This window comes from Nocardia sp. NPDC020380 (genome assembly GCF_044386975.1).
Taxonomy (GTDB): Bacteria; Actinomycetota; Actinomycetes; order Mycobacteriales; family Mycobacteriaceae; genus Nocardia.
Window position 1 is genome coordinate 93,380 of sequence record NZ_JBIRVQ010000001.1, and the last position, 14,442, is coordinate 107,821.

Genomic DNA, 14,442 nt, shown 5'->3' on the forward strand with positions numbered 1-14,442 from the left:
ATCACGCCGGGCGGCAGGGTGCCGAGGTCGAAATCGGCGGGCGCACCGGACAACAGCACCAGGCTGCCCTCCTCGATGCCGAGCTTGCGGGGCAGCGGCGTACCCGAGTATCCGGCCATACGCGCAGCGTAACAAGCGGATTCGGGGACGGGTCGTCAGATTCGCCAGTGGTCGGTGAGCAGTTCCAGTGGGTCGGTGCGGACGTCGAATTCGTGGCGCAGGACGTGCCGGGCGGCGTGGTAGCCGTTCATGCCGTGCACGCCGGGGCCGGGCGGGGTGGCCGCGGAACAGAGGTAGACGCCGGGCAGCGGGGTGCTGTACGGGTTCCAGCGCGGGGCGGGACGGAAGACGGTCTGGCGCAGGGTCATCGCGCCGGCGGAGATATCGCCGCCCACATAGTTGGCATTGTGCAGCGGCATGGTGGCGGCGGTGCGCACATGCGTGGCGAGGATCAGGTCCCGGAAGCCCGGGGCGAAACGTTCGACCTGGGCGGTGATCGCCTCGGTCATGTCCTGCGCCGAACCGTTGGGGACGTGCGCGTAGGTGTAGAGCGTGTGCTTGCCTTCGGGCGCGCGGGAGCCGTCGACCACGCCGGGCTGGATGGCCAGCACATAGGGGCGGTCCGCGTGCCGGCCCGCGGCCACGGCCTTTTCGGCGGCCACGGCCTCGGCGCGCGAGCCGATCAGGTGCAGCGTGCCCGCGCGGTCACAGCCGCGCGCCTGCCAGGGCACCGGTCCGGAGAGCGCGAAATCGACCTTGCAGGCCGCGCCGCCGTAGCGGAAGCGATCGAGCATGAAGTTGTACCGGGTGGGCAGGGTGGCGATGCGCTGGAATTCGGCGGGCGCGATATCGAGGAGAACGGCTCGCACATCGTCGAATTCGCCGAGCGAATCCACCCGGTGGCCGGTGATGACGCGTCCGCCATGGGTTTTCAGATCGTCGACCAGCGCGTCGATGATGCTCTGACTGCCGCCGCGCGGAATCGGCCAGCCGCGCGCGTGCGCGAGCGTGCCGAGCAGCATGGACACCCCGGCGCCCGGGAAACTGCGCGGCGGCCGGATGGCGTGGGCGGCAACGCCGGTCAGCAGGGCGGGCGCGATGTCCTCGCGGAAGCGCAGATTCCACAGCGGCGTCGCCTGTTCCAGGATGCGGCGCAGTACTCGTATTTCGACGCCCTGGTCCGGGCGCAGCAGACCGGCGGGATCGATGGGCGGATGCCGCAGATCCGACATGATCAGTCCGACCAGGTCCTCCCACCTGCGCACCAGCGGTCCGAACAGGCGTTGCCAGGAGCGGCCGTCGCGGCCCAGCCCGTCCGCGGTGTCCTGCAGGTCCCGCCAGGCCAGCCCGGCCCGGCCGCCGTCCAGCGGATGCGCGTACGACACCTGCGGCGCAAGCAGTTCCACCCCGTGCGCCTGCAGATCGAAGGCCCGGAAGAAGGGCGAGGCCACCGCCATCGGGTGGGCGCCGGCGCAGAGGTCGTGCCGGAAGCCCGGGAGGGTCACCTCGGCGGTGCGGCAACCGCCGCCGATCTGCTCCTCGGCCTCGTACACTTCGACCTCGAGCCCGGCCCGCGCCAGGATCACCGCCGCCGCAAGCCCATTGGGCCCCGATCCGACCACCACCGCGTCCGCCATGAGCCCAGGGTATGCGGAGTTCCGGGTGGGGCGCCCGGATGATTGCGGGCGGGGTGCGTGGAAGTCTTGCTTGGAGTGCACTCCAGGTGGCTAGCGTGGTCGACGTGCATGGTCCAACCGGGCCGTTACCGATCAGACTCTGAGGAAGGGCCTTATGAGCAAGGTCTGGTTCATTACCGGTGTGTCGCGGGGATTCGGACGGGAGTGGGCGCTCGCCGCGCTGGAGCGGGGTGATCGCGTGGCGGGAACGGCCCGCGATACCGCCACCGTGGATGATCTGGTTGCGAAGTATCCGGATACTTTCCTGCCGCTGCGGCTGGATGTCACCGATCGCGCCGCCGATTTCGCGGCGGTCGAGCAGGCGGCCCAGCATTTCGGGCGGCTCGACGTGGTGATCAACAATGCGGGCTACGGGCATTTCGGCGCCATCGAGGAGTTGACCGAGGCGGAGGTCCGGGCCCAGCTCGAGACCAATGTGTTCGGCGCCCTGTGGGTCACCCAGGCCGCGCTGCCGATCCTGCGCGCGCGGGGCAGCGGGCACATCATCCAGGTGTCCAGCATCGGCGGCATCAGCGCCTTCCCGACGCTGGGCGCGTACCACGCCTCGAAGTGGGCGCTGGAAGGATTCTCGCAGTCGCTCGCCGCGGAGGTGGCGCCGTTCGGGATTCATGTGACGCTGGTCGAGCCGGGCGGTTTCAGCACCGACTGGTCCGGTCCGTCGGCCGTGCACAGCGCCCCGAATCCGGCCTACGACTCGATTCGCGAAGCCCGGGCGCAGGGCCGGATCAGCCAGCGCCGTGGCGAGCCGACCGCCACCCGCACGGCCATCCTGGCCGTGGTCGACGCGCCGAAGCCGCCGCTGCGTGTCTTCCTGGGCGCGCTGCCGCTGCAGATCGCGACCGCGGATTACGAATCGCGCCTGGCCACATGGCGCGAATGGGATGCGATCGCCCAGGCAGCGCAGGGCGAGTAGCCGTATTCGAGGACGAATCATGGTGCGGCGCAGTGCTTGTCACTGCGCCGCATCGTTGTTTTCAGCGGCCGGCGCGGGCCGTCCAGCCGCGCACAAGTATGTCGGCGCGCTGGGCGCGAAAGTCGGGCCGCAGCCGACCTCCCCGGTCGAGGGTGGCGAGGCCGTGCAGGGTGCTCCAGGCGACCTCGGTGAAAGTCTCCGCGTCGTCGGGCGGGGCGAAAGGCGCGAAGGCCCGCGCCAGGACGGCGAAGGCGTCCTTGAGCGCCTGCGGGGCGTCCGGGCCGAATCTCAGTTCGGTGGGTAGCACGAAGATGGCGTCGTAGAGGGCGGCGCTGTCGCGCGCGAAGGCGAGGTAGGCGTCCACCACGACGGCCAGCGCGGCTTCGGGTGTGCCGGCCGTGTCGACGAGGTCACCCAGGGCCGCGGCCAGTTCGGCGCAGCCCTGCTCCGCGACGGCGGACACGATGGCGTCCTTGCCGGCGAAGTGGCTGTACAGCACGGGCTGGCTGTATTCGATGCGTTCGGCGAGTTTGCGCACGGTTACCGCGTCCCAGCCATCGGTCTCGGCGATCTCGCGGGCGGTGTCGATGATGCGTTGCTGGCGTTCGGAGCGCTCGCGTTCCTTGCGGGTCTGGGTGACTTTCATGAGAAAACTCTAGCACCGCTAGACAAGCTATCTATGCATCAGTTAGCGTTGCTTCATCAGTTAGCATCGCTAGATTCTGGAGCACAGCAATGAAGACCTCGCGCATCGCCAATGCCCTCGCGCTCGCCGGCGCCGGTTTCATCACCTACATCGGCGTCCGCTACCTCGCCGACCCGCAGGGCATGGCCCCCACCTTCGGCTTCAAGACCTACCCGACCGGGCAGGCCGCCGACTTCCTGAATGTGAAGGGCGTCCGCGACGTGGTCTCCGGCCTCGCCATCGTCGCCCTGCTCGCGGCCCGCGAGCGCCGCGCCCTCGGCAGCCTGCTGCTGGTGGAGGCCCTCATCCCGACCGGCGATATGCTCTCCGTCCTGCGCCACGACGGTTCCACCGCAACGGCTTTCGGGGTGCACGGCCTGACCGCGGCGCTGGTCGCGGTCACCGGAGCGCTGGTGCTCAGCGAACGCCGCACGGCCGCAGCCGAATCCCCGGCCGTGACCTCCATCGCAGTGGGATGAGTTTCACCGACCGGGAACGCTGAGCGCGAAAAGCACAGCCCCGCAAACGAAATGGGCCGCTCCCCCACTGGGAGCGGCCTGTTTCGTAAGGCCCGCGGGCAGATCGCGGCCGCTACCACCGGAGACGGATGCCGCACCCACGGCCCGCAGCGGCTGGATCCGGCCGCTCCGCACACGAATCGGGCCGCTCCTGTGCAGGAGCGGCCCGTTCGCAGTGCGTCTGCTGCTACACGTCGGTGGAGAAGCGGATGCCGCCGTCCGGGATGTCCACTCCCGGCCACACGCGTGCGCCGCGTAGTAGTTCGCACCGGGCGCCGACGATCGCGCCGTCGCCGATGACCGCGTCGCGGACCAGGGCGCGGGGGCCGATCTTGGCGCCGAAGCCGATGATCGAACGTTCCACGGTGGCACCGGCTTCCACGCAGGCGCCGTCGAAGAGGATGGCGCCGTCGAGCCGTGCGCCCGCACCGACCTCGGCGCCGCGGCCGACGACCGTGCCGCCGATGAGCAGTGCGCCCGGCGCCACGCCCGCGCCCGGGTGGACGAGGGATTCACCGCGCTGGCCGGGCAGGGCCGGGGAGGGCGCGATGCCGCGGACCAGGTCGGCGGAGCCTCGGACGAAGTCCTCGGGCGTGCCCATGTCCCGCCAGTACGACATGTCGACGTGGCCCTGGATGTGGGCGCCCTCGGCGAGCAGCGACGGGAAGACCTCGCGTTCCACCGAGACCGGGCGGCCCGCGGGGATCTTCTCGATGTACTCGCGCCGGAAGACGTAGCAGCCGGCATTGATCTGGTCGGTCGGCGGATCCTGGGTCTTCTCCAGGAAGTCGGTGACCCGGCCGGTCTCGTCGGTGGGCACGCAGCCGAAGGACCGCGGATCACTGACCCGCACCAGATGCAGGGTGACGTCGGCATTGGAGGTGTGGTGCGTTTCCAGGACCGCGTTGAGGTCGGTGCCGCCGAGCACGTCGCCGTTGAACACCATGACGGTGTCGGCGCGCAGTTTGGGCAGCACATTGCGGATGCCGCCGCCGGTGCCCAGGGCCTGGGCCTCGGTGACGTATTCGAGTTCGAGCCCGAGGTCGGACCCGTCGCCGAAGTGGTCCTCGAAGACCTCGGCCTTGTACGAGGTGCCGAGGACGACGTGGGTGATGCCGGCGTCCGCGATGCGGGCCAGCAGGTGTTGCAGGAACGGCAGTCCGGCCGTGGGCAGCATCGGCTTGGGGGCGGACAGGGTCAGTGGACGCAGTCGGGTGCCCTGGCCTCCGACCAGGATCACCGCGTCCGTAGACCCGGCGGTACTACCGCTGTTCGCCATCTTCTCCCCTGTGGTCAGGTGTCGGTGAGCCTCAAAGAGACTAATCGGTCGCGTTCCCGCGGCTCAGCTGACAGCCTTGTCGCGTTCACGCAGCGCAGATCGAACCGCAAGCCTGCAGCGGATCGCAAGTCCAGCCTTGAGCGCGAGCCGCAGCGGAGCCTGCCACCAGTGCGGGTGCCGGTCGGCCTGGAAGCGGTACGCGCTCGCGTGGTGTGCGGGGAGCATCGTCTCGGGGTGGCGTCCCGCGGCGTGTCCCTTGGCGTGCGTGACCTCGGCCGATGGTACGAACACATTGTGCCAGCCCGCCTTGCCCATGCGGTCACCGAAGTCCACATCTTCCATATACATGAAGTAGCGGGAGTCGAATCCGTCGATGGAGTCGAAGGCGGCGCGGCGTACCAGCAGGCAGGAACCGGACAGCCAGCCGACCGGGCGCTCGGAGGGTTCGGCACTGTCCTGCCGGTAGCGCTGGGTCCAGGGGTTGCCGGGCCAGACCGAGCCGAGGATGGCGTGCCCGGCGCCGTCGGCGATACCGGGCACCGAACGCGCGGACGGGTACATGCTGCCGTCCGGTTCCAGGACCATCGGGCCGAGCGCGCCGGCGCGCGGCCAGCGGCGCGCGGCCGCCAGCAGGGTGTCGATGGAATCGGTGCCCCAGCGCACGTCCGGGTTGGCGATGATGACGAATTCGATATCGGGGTCGATCTCGGCGACCGCGCGGTTGATGGCGCCGCCGTACCCGATATTGCCGCCGGTGCGCAGCAGCCGGACATGGGCGTTGGCCTCGGCGGCCAGTTCGGGTGAACCGTCCACCGAGCCGTTGTCGGCGAGGATGACCTGTGGTTTCTCGCTGGTTGCGGTGGCCAGGGTGCTGATGAAGTGCTCGAGGTGCTCACCGGGCGAGTAGGTCACCGTGACGACGGCGATGGTCGGCCGTCCGACTTGATCCGAGGGGCTCACGGGGGGCCAGCCTAGTCGGAGATGCCGTGCAGTGCGTCACTCAGTCCGAGTCGCCAATCACGCAGCGGGGCAAGTCCGGCGGCAACCCAGGATTTGCCCGAAAGGACCGAATATGCCGGGCGCGGAGCGGGTCTCGGGAAATCCGCGGTGCCACAGGGCAGTACGCGCTCCGGATCGGCGCCGAGGCCGGCGAAGACCGCGCGGGCGAGATCGAACCAGCTGCCCTGCCCGGCATTGGTGGCGTGCAGGATCCGGTGCGCGCCCGGCAGCTCCGGGCGGGCCGCCAATTCCAGCAGGCCGGCCGCCAGATCGAGGGTGTAAGTGGGCGAACCGATTTGGTCGTTCACCACGCGCACGGTGTCGCGTTCACCCTCCAGCCGCCGCATGGTGGCGACGAAGTCCGAGCCCTGTCCCGTGTACACCCAGGCGGTCCGCACTATGTGCGCCGCGGGTGCGATGCGCAGCACCGCTTGCTCCCCCTCGAGTTTGGAACGGCCGTAGACGGTCGCAGGTCCCGTCGGGTCGCCGGGCTCATACGGATGGTCCGCCGTGCCGGGAAACACATAGTCGGTCGATACGTGAATCAATCGCGCCCCGGCCGCCGCGCACGCGCCCGCCAGCACCCCGGGTCCGGTGGCATTGACGGCGAAGGCCGCGTCGGCATCCGTCTCCGCCTGATCGACGGCGGTGTAGGCCGCGCAATTGATCACGACGGCACCGGGTTTCACCACGTCACGCACGGCGTCGGCATCGGTGATGTCGAGTTCGGCGCGGCCCAGGCCCCGGGCGCCGGGTGCGAGCCGCAGCAGTGCGCGGCCGAGCTGTCCGTGGGCTCCGGTCACCACGAGCGGTGCGGTGATGGGAGTCACGGGGGAAGCGGAAGTCACGGCCGACAGTCTGGCACGACTCCGCGACTCACGGAGCGCGGGCTACAGCGACATTCTGGCTACCGCGTCTAGCCTGCACACAAGGGGGTATTCCACTCGCGGACAGCACCTCGACCAGCCGAGTACGGTCTTCGGGGCACACCGGGAAAGGACAGTGGAGTTGCCAGAGAGCACGAGGGCATCGGTGCCGCTACCGTCGCGCCTACCCGCCTCCGGTCGCTCCCGCATGTCCTTCGGCGGGCGCCGCCCGGCCTTCGGCAACTCGCGCACGCCCTGGCATCGCAAGTATCCGCAGCGCACGCTGGCGGCGATGCTCGCCGTGCTGGTGCTGGTGCTCACCGGATTGGGCTGGCACAGCGTGGATCAGCTGATCTCGGGGATCGAGCGGATCGGCAATCTGGGGCTGGGTGGCAATTCCGACGGTGCGACCGACATTCTGATGGTCGGCATCGACGCGCGCGCCGACGCGCACGGCAATCCGCTGACCGCAGACGAATTGGCCATGCTGCACGCCGGTGACGATGACGAGGGCGGCCTCAATACCGACACCATCATCCTCATCCGGGTGCCCAATGACGGGCAGTCGGCGATGGCCATCTCGATTCCGCGCGACTCCTATGTGGACATTCCGGGAATCGGCATGGGCAAGATCAATTCGGCCTACGGCGTGACCAAGGCGACCCAGCAGCAGAAGCTCATCGATCAGGGCGTCGCCCCCGCCGAGGCCGACCGCCGGTCCACGCTGGCGGGGCGGCAGGCGCTCATCAAGACCGTCGGCAATCTGACCGGCATCACCGTGGACCACTACGCCGAGGTCGGATTGCTCGGCTTCGTGCTGCTCACCGATGCCGTCGGCGGGGTGGAGGTGTGCCTGAACAATGCGGTGGACGAACCGCTTTCGGGCGCGGACTTCCCGGCCGGTCAGCAGCAGCTGAACGGCGCGCAGGCACTGAGTTTCGTGCGGCAGCGGCACGAGCTGCCGCGCGGCGACCTGGATCGTATTGTGCGGCAGCAGGTTTACATGGCGCAGCTGGTGCATCAGGCGCTCAGCGCCAAGATGCTGACCAGTCCGGGCCGGTTGCGCGACCTCAGTGACGCGCTCGGCCGCACGGTGGTGCTGGACGACGGCTGGGATGTGCTCAGTTTCCTGAACGAGCTGAAGGATCTGTCCGGCGGGCTGGTGAAGTTCGAGACCATCCCGGTCAAGGATCTGGCCGGCTGGACCGACAACGGCGAATCGGTGGTGAAGGTCGATCCGGCCGATGTGCACAAGTTCGTGGCGAAGGCGGTGGGCGAGGATTCCGGCGTCGACACCACCAGCTTCGCGGTGGACGTCTACAACGCCAGCGGCACCGGCGGCCTGGCCGGGCAGGCGGCGACGGCGCTGGCGGCCAAGGGTTTCCGCACCGGCACGGTGGACAATTGGATCGGCGGCCCGATCCAGACCAGCCGGGTGCTGGCCGGGTCCAGCGGCGACCCCAAGGCGCGCGCGGTGGCGCAGGCGCTGGGCGGGCTCCCGGTGATCTCGGAATCGGGCCTGGCGGAGGGGTCGATCCGGGTGGTTCTCGCGAGTGACTATTCTGGGCCGGGTTCGGCGACGGGCGCCGGTACCTTCGATTTCTCCGGGGGCACCGCGACCGCGATCCCCGTAGCGCCCGCCGCACCCATCGATGCCGGCCAGAACGGACCGAAATGCGTCAACTGACAGAGACCCTCACCGACGCGGTGCTCGACCCCATCCTCGCCCGCGATCCGGCGGGCCCGCGCATCACCTATTACGACGACGCCGCCGGCGCCCGGATCGAACTGTCCGCGCTGACGCTGGCCAACTGGGCGGCCAAGACCGCCAATATGATTCGCGACGAGTTCGGGCTGTCCTCGGGCAGCCGGGTGGCGGTGCTGCTGCCCGCGCACTGGCAGACCGCGGCCGTCCTGCTCGGCTGCTGGTGGGCCGGGGTGGAGGTGGTGTTGCACGCCGATCCGGACGCCGAACTGGCGCTGGTCACCGCGGATCGCATCGCGGAGGCCGGGGATATTCCGGAGGTGGCGGCGCTGTCACTGGATCCGATGGGCATGCCGGTGCGGGATCTGCCGATCGGCGTCACCGACTACGCGTCGTCGGTGCGGGTGCACGGCGATCAGTTCCATCCGGGCGGCGTGGGGTGCGCGCTGGACGGTGAGTCGGTGTCCGAGGTACTGGACAAGGCTCGCAAATCGGCCGCGCGGCAGGGCTTCACCGCCGGCGATCGGGTGCTGTCGTCGAGTTCGTGGCAGACGCCCGCCGAGGTGATCGACGGCTTCGTGGCGGTCCTGGTCTCGGGTGCGTCCCTGGTCCAGGTCGCCAACCCGGACCCCGCCGCCGAGGAGCGTCGCATCGGCACCGAACGGATCACCGCGCGGCGGCAGGGCTGAGGTTCGTTTACGAAGCTCCTGAGAACCCGCTGAGCCGTTCCGGGCACCTACCCAGGTAGGAGCCCTGTTTCCCGCCACGGGATGTTTTTTACCCCAATGACTTTCCGTACCGTGGAGGTATCCGACGACGAGGGAGTCAGCGATGATGAGCCCGCGATACTGGTTGCGATGGCTTGCCGAACAGGGCGCGCCCCGATACGTCCTGCGACTCCAAGCCCGCCGCGGCGACCCGTTCGCGGCGCTCATCGGCAGCTCCGCCGGCCTGCAGAACCCGTACCCGCATATAGAGGACCTGCGCGGGCGGGGACGGTTGTTCCGCAGTCCGCTCGGCTGGGCGACCGCCGATTACGAGCTGACCCGGGCCGTGCTCCGCGATACCACCTGGGGTTCGTACGGGATCAGTGGTTTCGCCGAGCGCAGTCCGGTGCGCCGGGTCTTCGAGGCCGCGCCGTTGCCGGCCAATCCGGTGGAGAAGCCGTCCATGCTGGTGAGCGATCCGCCGGAGCACACGCGGCTGCGCAAGTCGGTGTCGGCGGCCTTCACGCCGCGCGCCATCGGGCGGCTGCGGGATCGGGTGGAATCGGTGACCACCGAACTACTGGACGGGATGCCGTCGGGCGGATCCATCGATCTGGTCGAGGATTTCGCGGCGCAGGTGCCGATCGCCATCATCTCCGAAATGCTCGGCTTCCCGTACGAGACCCGGGACGAGTTCCTGGCCTGGGGTGACGCCATCAGCCCGATGCTGGACATCGGCATCAGCTGGCGGGTGTGGCGGGAGGCGGTGCGGTCCATGCAGGCCATGGACGGCTACGCCGATCGGCACATCGACGAGCTGCGCCGCGAACCCGGCGAGGACATCCTCAGCGCCCTGGTGTCGGCGGGCGAGATGAACGATCAGGAGCTGAAGGCCACCGCGGTCCTGTTGATGGGCGCGGGATTCGAGACCACGGTCAATCTCATCGGCAACGGCGTGGTGCAGCTGCTGTCCCATCCGGAACAGCTGGACCTGCTGCGCGCCGACCCAGACCTGTGGCCGCAGGCCGTCGAGGAGGTGCTCCGCTTCGACTCGCCGGTGCAGACCACCGCGCGAATGGCCTTGCGCGACACCGAACTCGATGGCCGGCGCATGCGCAAGGGCACCGTCGTCCTGATGTCGCTGGCCGGCGCGAACCGCGACCCGAAGGTCTTCGAGGACCCGAACCGATTCGACATCACCCGCCCGAATGCCAAGGACCACTCGAGTTTCTCGAGCGGCATCCACGTCTGCCTCGGCGCGGCCCTGGCCCGCATGGAGGGCACCTACGCCCTGCGCTCACTGTTCGACGAGTTCCCGGATCTGCGCCTCGCGGGAGAACCGCAGCGCCGCAGTCTGTTCACTCTGCACGGTTACGCCACGATGCCGGTGCATCTCGGTGACCGCGCGCACGCCAGGACCGATCGGTTGTCGGAGCCGTTGGTGTGACGGTATAGCGGCGGCCCTTGATCGATACCGGCCGATAGCGCACGGCCGGGTCGGTCACCACGATCCAGTCGGCGGGGGTCCCGGCGGGCATTGTGACAGCGCTGGATATGAACATTGTTCGCTTTCCTATTCGCCCAGGTGGACGATCGAGCCGAATTGCTGCTCGTAATTGCTCATGCTGTCGTTGAGGGTCTGCATGAGCCGGAAGATCATGGACGGCGGAAACTTGACCCGCGATACGACTTGCACGGGTTGACGCACCACGGATTTCCCGCCCGCGTCGGCCGATTGTTCGGTCGGCAGGTAGACGACGAAATCGATGGTGAAATCCGTCCGGTTGTACCAGCAGGTGAATCCGTTGGCATATACGCCTGTGTTCATCGCCTCGGGAACGATCACTTCGACATTCACCGGAGGCGGCGGCTCTTCGCTCATCGGCACATTGTCGCTTCGCTCATCGGCCATTCCCGTGGCCGCGGGCCGAAAGGGTCACCGCCAGTGACCCTTTCGCTACCGTTACGGTCGACTACCGGTTCTGGAGATGCCGGGTCTGCTGCCGGAGCTGGTTCAGCTGCAGCTCCCACTGACCGACGCGATCCTGGGTACGGGTCGCCTGATCCTCGGCCTGCTGGGCCAGCTGACCGGCCTGATCGGCCTGATCCTGCGCCGACTGTGCGCGCTGCTGTGAGGAATTGGCCTCGGTCTGGGCCTGTTGTGCCTGGTTCTGCGCCCGGTCGGCGTCGTTCTGCGCCTGCTGCGCCTGGTTCTGCGCCTGCAGCGCCTGCTGGCGGGCCTGTTGCGCCTGCTGGTTGGCCTGATTGGCTTCGCTCTGCGCCAGATTCGCCTGATGCTGGACCTGGCGAGACTGCTGCTGGGCCTGGCGCGCGAGATTCTGTGCCTGCTGGGCGAACTGACGCGCACTCTGTGATTCCTGGCGCGCTTCGTTCATCTGCATCTGCAGCGCGTCGATGTCCCGCGAGGTGGGAGCCTGCTCACGTGTGGTTTCGTTGCTCTCTTGTGCCATCTCGAATTCCCTTTTCTCGCTGAATATTTCACATCCCCTGCATCGGTGGAGTGGACGGTGTCAATCCTGCTCTCGACGCGCGACCGATAGCAACGTATGCGAAACATCAGCGAAATAATTCGGATGGCGACATAGATCTTGAAATGCGGATTTCTTTCCGGCTGCCGTCCGGCACACTCACGGCAGCGCGGATCGCCGCCACACCAGCCGCTGACGCGAGAGCCGGAATCCCATAGCGAACCCCCGGGCACAGGACCGCCGGGAAACTGCCGGACACAATTCCGACCGGATCGACCGGAAATTTTCCTCCGTCGATCGGTGTGGCTCAGTAGAATCCGACGATTTGATCTCCCCAGACGGAGTTGCGATCGTGGTCCGGATCCACCTCCACGCGGTCGACATTGTCGATGACAAGAGTCTTGCGGTCGGTGGCGGAGTAGGGCGGCCAGTGCTTGGAGCCGTCGATGGCGGCGGGCACGCCGTAGCGGGCGAAGGCCAGCCAGCGGCGCATCGTGCGGCCCGAAACGTCCTGTGCCGCTTTGCGTCCGCCCAGCCAGAAGCTGGGGTCGTAGTCGAAGGAGCCGAAATTGCCGAAGACATAAGGCAATTCGGTGGCGTGGCCGGCGCCGACCCGGGCGGCCTTGAGCATCGGGGTGGCGTGGTCGAAGCGGTAGACCCAGGTCGGCGAGTGCGCGGAATGGGCGTCCGCCACCCAGTGCGAGGGCATGCGGAAGGCGGCGTCCGTGGACATGGTGAGGGCGCCGCGCGGTGTGCTCACCTCGTAGGCGGAGGCGATTTCGGCGATCCGCTCGGGCGACAGGCCGGGGTGTTCGGCCGCCACGCCGCGCAGCATGGCGTTCACGGCGTCCGGGGTGACCGGCATGATCGGCGAGCGGAACAGCCGGAACAGGGACGCCTCGTCCTTGTTGGTGCCGATGATGAGCGGCATGCGATGCGAACGGCCCTGCTGGAAGCGCTCACTCGGGTAGGCGGGCAGCAGGTCGCCGTCCACCACGGGCGCGGCGGCCAGCCGGCCGGGCTCCCGGGTGGGTACCTCGTCGAGCAGTACGCCGGCCGCGGACACGATGCGTTCGATCGGCATGTCCAGCAGATCGGCCGCGCGTTCCGGGGGCAGTTCCAGCAGATCGAGGAACCGCTTGGCCACGCCCGCGGCGCGTTCCGGGCCGAAAACCGTGGTGGCGGGCGGGGATTGGGCGATGGCCTGCTGGAACAGGCCCGCCGACAGCGGCGAGGTGAGCAGTGCGGTCACGCAACCGGCGCCGGAGGACTCCCCGAAGAGGGTGACCTGGTCCGGGTCGCCGCCGAAGTTGGCGATATTGTCGCGCACCCAGTGCAGGGCGGCGATCTGATCGTGCAGGCCGAGGTTCGGGGTGAATTCGGCGCCGAGCGCGGACAGGTCCAGGAAGCCGAGCGCACCGAGCCGGTAGTTGACCGCGACCACGATCACGTCGCCGGTCTCGGCCAGCCGGCGGCCGTCATAGATGGCCTGGGCGGCGGTGCCGAGGCAGAACGCGCCGCCGTGGATCCACACCATGACCGGGCGGGGTTCGTCGGCGGAGGCGGTGGGGGCCCAGACGTTCACCCAGAGGCAGTCCTCGCCCATGACCAGACCGGAGTCGACGGGTACGAAGCCCGCGCTCTGCGGCGCGATATCACCGAAGGTCAGGCAGTCGCGGACGCCGTCCCAGGGGGTGGCCGGGCGGGGGCGCCGATAGCGGTTCGGGCCGCCGGTGCTCGCGCCGTAGGGAATGCCCTTCCAGACGCTGACCGCGCCCTCGATACGGCCGCGGACCTCGCCGTATTCCGTCCGGGCGACGGGCCCGCTGTCCTGATCCGACAACATGTCGAAGACTCGAGTGCTCACGCCGACCTCCTCGTACTCCGTAAATCGAGAGTACCGAGTTCATCGGTTCCGGCACTGTGATCGTGATCAGCGCGCCGTTACGGGTCAGTATCGGGTCCGGCGGGCGCGCCGTCCCGCTTGTCGGCGTGGCCGAGCGAGCGACCGGGGGCCACCCGGTCGCGCACCCGTTGCTTCAGGACGGCGATTTCGGGAAAACCGCCGTCCGCCTTGCGTTCCCAGATCTGCTCGCCGCCGACCGTGATACGGAAGACGCCGCCCTCGCCGGGCACCAGCGCCACTTCCGTAAGGTCGGTGGCGAAGGTGGACAGCAACTCCTGGGCCATCCAGCTCGCCCGGAGCAGCCAACGGCACTGGGTGCAGTATTCGATCGCGACGCGGGCCATGCCGGCACCTTATCGCGGAGAGCTGCTACTGGAAGTAGGTGAGTAGACCGAGCACGCCCGCCACCGCTCCGAAGGCATCGGAGACGACGGACGAACCAATGCTCATTGCGTTCAGCATGTTCAGAAAATTCACGGTCGAGCTCCTTCGATCGAGCGATGTCGGGGCCGAGACTGTGGTGCCGAGTCAACGGTAGCGCTGGAGAAACCTTCCGGTTCGTCAAATTCGCCTTGTTGCATAAGCCTTTTCACATCGATTGATCGTGTTTCACATAACGGCACAGTGAATTTCCCGCTATCGCAGCAGGTCGCGCTTGTCGGTGCTCTCCGATACAAC

At 68.4% G+C, this 14,442-nt stretch carries 14 protein-coding genes; 5 read left to right on the top strand and 9 right to left on the bottom strand.

What is annotated here, in order from left to right; all coding sequences use genetic code 11:
• Positions 1 to 155 precede the first annotated feature (155 nt).
• Positions 156 to 1,637: a phytoene desaturase family protein gene (locus tag ACH438_RS00430; RefSeq protein WP_396999539.1), complete on the bottom strand. Its 1,482-nt coding sequence runs from the start codon at positions 1,635 to 1,637 to the stop codon at positions 156 to 158.
• A gap of 154 nt (positions 1,638 to 1,791) precedes the next feature.
• On the opposite strand from ACH438_RS00430, the gene ACH438_RS00435 reads away from it, so the two are divergent.
• Positions 1,792 to 2,610, top strand: a complete 819-nt coding sequence (locus ACH438_RS00435; RefSeq protein ID WP_396999541.1) for an SDR family oxidoreductase — start codon at positions 1,792 to 1,794, stop codon at positions 2,608 to 2,610.
• A gap of 61 nt (positions 2,611 to 2,671) precedes the next feature.
• Here the strand turns inward: ACH438_RS00435 and ACH438_RS00440 are convergent, their stop codons facing one another.
• The gene (locus ACH438_RS00440) at positions 2,672 to 3,256 is read right to left on the bottom strand and encodes a TetR/AcrR family transcriptional regulator (protein ID WP_396999543.1); all 585 of its coding nucleotides are present in this window, start codon (positions 3,254 to 3,256) and stop codon (positions 2,672 to 2,674) included.
• A gap of 89 nt (positions 3,257 to 3,345) precedes the next feature.
• Here ACH438_RS00440 and ACH438_RS00445 point away from each other — a divergent pair, with 89 nt between their 5' ends.
• Positions 3,346 to 3,774 (top strand): DUF4267 domain-containing protein, encoded by a 429-nt coding sequence (locus ACH438_RS00445; RefSeq protein ID WP_396999545.1) that lies wholly within the window; start codon positions 3,346 to 3,348, stop codon positions 3,772 to 3,774.
• A gap of 226 nt (positions 3,775 to 4,000) precedes the next feature.
• Here the strand turns inward: ACH438_RS00445 and ACH438_RS00450 are convergent, their stop codons facing one another.
• The 3 genes from ACH438_RS00450 to rfbD all read right to left on the bottom strand — a co-directional run bounded on the left by ACH438_RS00450 (position 4,001) and on the right by rfbD (position 6,939).
• Positions 4,001 to 5,092, bottom strand: coding sequence for a sugar phosphate nucleotidyltransferase (locus ACH438_RS00450; RefSeq protein WP_396999547.1), 1,092 nt, complete (start codon positions 5,090 to 5,092; stop codon positions 4,001 to 4,003).
• A gap of 63 nt (positions 5,093 to 5,155) precedes the next feature.
• On the bottom strand, positions 5,156 to 6,052 hold the full coding sequence (locus ACH438_RS00455) for a glycosyltransferase family 2 protein (protein ID WP_396999549.1): 897 nt from the start codon (positions 6,050 to 6,052) through the stop codon (positions 5,156 to 5,158).
• Positions 6,053 to 6,063: 11 nt separating this feature from the next.
• Positions 6,064 to 6,939, bottom strand: coding sequence for a dTDP-4-dehydrorhamnose reductase (rfbD, locus tag ACH438_RS00460; RefSeq protein WP_396999551.1), 876 nt, complete (start codon positions 6,937 to 6,939; stop codon positions 6,064 to 6,066).
• Positions 6,940 to 7,249: 310 nt separating this feature from the next.
• Between rfbD and ACH438_RS00465 the strand changes: the two genes are divergently transcribed.
• The 3 genes from ACH438_RS00465 (at position 7,250) to ACH438_RS00475 (ending at position 10,816) form a co-directional block, all read left to right on the top strand.
• A complete protein-coding gene (locus tag ACH438_RS00465) occupies positions 7,250 to 8,644 on the top strand; it encodes an LCP family protein (protein WP_397000694.1) in 1,395 nt (464 codons plus the stop codon).
• On the top strand, positions 8,632 to 9,351 hold the full coding sequence (locus ACH438_RS00470) for a TIGR03089 family protein (protein ID WP_396999553.1): 720 nt from the start codon (positions 8,632 to 8,634) through the stop codon (positions 9,349 to 9,351). The genes ACH438_RS00465 and ACH438_RS00470 overlap by 13 nt, the downstream gene beginning before the upstream one ends.
• A 142-nt stretch (positions 9,352 to 9,493) precedes the next feature.
• Positions 9,494 to 10,816, top strand: coding sequence for a cytochrome P450 (locus ACH438_RS00475; RefSeq protein ID WP_396999555.1), 1,323 nt, complete (start codon positions 9,494 to 9,496; stop codon positions 10,814 to 10,816).
• 126 nt (positions 10,817 to 10,942) lie between these two features.
• On the opposite strand, the gene ACH438_RS00480 is transcribed toward ACH438_RS00475, so the two are convergent.
• The 4 genes from ACH438_RS00480 to ACH438_RS00495 form a co-directional block, all read right to left on the bottom strand.
• Positions 10,943 to 11,251: a DUF3467 domain-containing protein gene (locus ACH438_RS00480; protein ID WP_396999557.1), complete on the bottom strand. Its 309-nt coding sequence runs from the start codon at positions 11,249 to 11,251 to the stop codon at positions 10,943 to 10,945.
• Between the two features lie 91 nt (positions 11,252 to 11,342).
• Positions 11,343 to 11,840 carry a hypothetical protein gene (locus ACH438_RS00485; protein ID WP_396999559.1) on the bottom strand — a complete coding sequence of 166 codons (498 nt, stop codon included), beginning with the start codon at positions 11,838 to 11,840 and terminating at the stop codon, positions 11,343 to 11,345.
• Positions 11,841 to 12,165: 325 nt separating this feature from the next.
• On the bottom strand, positions 12,166 to 13,704 hold the full coding sequence (locus ACH438_RS00490) for a carboxylesterase/lipase family protein (RefSeq protein WP_397000696.1): 1,539 nt from the start codon (positions 13,702 to 13,704) through the stop codon (positions 12,166 to 12,168).
• A gap of 98 nt (positions 13,705 to 13,802) precedes the next feature.
• Positions 13,803 to 14,108 (bottom strand): SelT/SelW/SelH family protein, encoded by a 306-nt coding sequence (locus ACH438_RS00495; protein WP_396999561.1) that lies wholly within the window; start codon positions 14,106 to 14,108, stop codon positions 13,803 to 13,805.
• Positions 14,109 to 14,442: the final 334 nt, after the last annotated feature.

Coding starts and splice junctions, on each gene's coding strand:
- ACH438_RS00470 (WP_396999553.1), top strand. CDS start 8,632: ATGCGTCAACTGACAGAGACCCTCACCGACGCGGTGCTCGACCCCATC.
- ACH438_RS00440 (WP_396999543.1), bottom strand. CDS start 3,256: ATGAAAGTCACCCAGACCCGCAAGGAACGCGAGCGCTCCGAACGCCAG.
- ACH438_RS00450 (WP_396999547.1), bottom strand. CDS start 5,092: ATGGCGAACAGCGGTAGTACCGCCGGGTCTACGGACGCGGTGATCCTG.
- ACH438_RS00495 (WP_396999561.1), bottom strand. CDS start 14,108: ATGGCCCGCGTCGCGATCGAATACTGCACCCAGTGCCGTTGGCTGCTC.
- ACH438_RS00430 (WP_396999539.1), bottom strand. CDS start 1,637: ATGGCGGACGCGGTGGTGGTCGGATCGGGGCCCAATGGGCTTGCGGCG.
- ACH438_RS00480 (WP_396999557.1), bottom strand. CDS start 11,251: ATGAGCGAAGAGCCGCCGCCTCCGGTGAATGTCGAAGTGATCGTTCCC.
- ACH438_RS00485 (WP_396999559.1), bottom strand. CDS start 11,840: ATGGCACAAGAGAGCAACGAAACCACACGTGAGCAGGCTCCCACCTCG.
- ACH438_RS00475 (WP_396999555.1), top strand. CDS start 9,494: ATGATGAGCCCGCGATACTGGTTGCGATGGCTTGCCGAACAGGGCGCG.
- ACH438_RS00445 (WP_396999545.1), top strand. CDS start 3,346: ATGAAGACCTCGCGCATCGCCAATGCCCTCGCGCTCGCCGGCGCCGGT.
- ACH438_RS00490 (WP_397000696.1), bottom strand. CDS start 13,704: ATGTTGTCGGATCAGGACAGCGGGCCCGTCGCCCGGACGGAATACGGC.
- ACH438_RS00465 (WP_397000694.1), top strand. CDS start 7,250: ATGCTCGCCGTGCTGGTGCTGGTGCTCACCGGATTGGGCTGGCACAGC.
- ACH438_RS00435 (WP_396999541.1), top strand. CDS start 1,792: ATGAGCAAGGTCTGGTTCATTACCGGTGTGTCGCGGGGATTCGGACGG.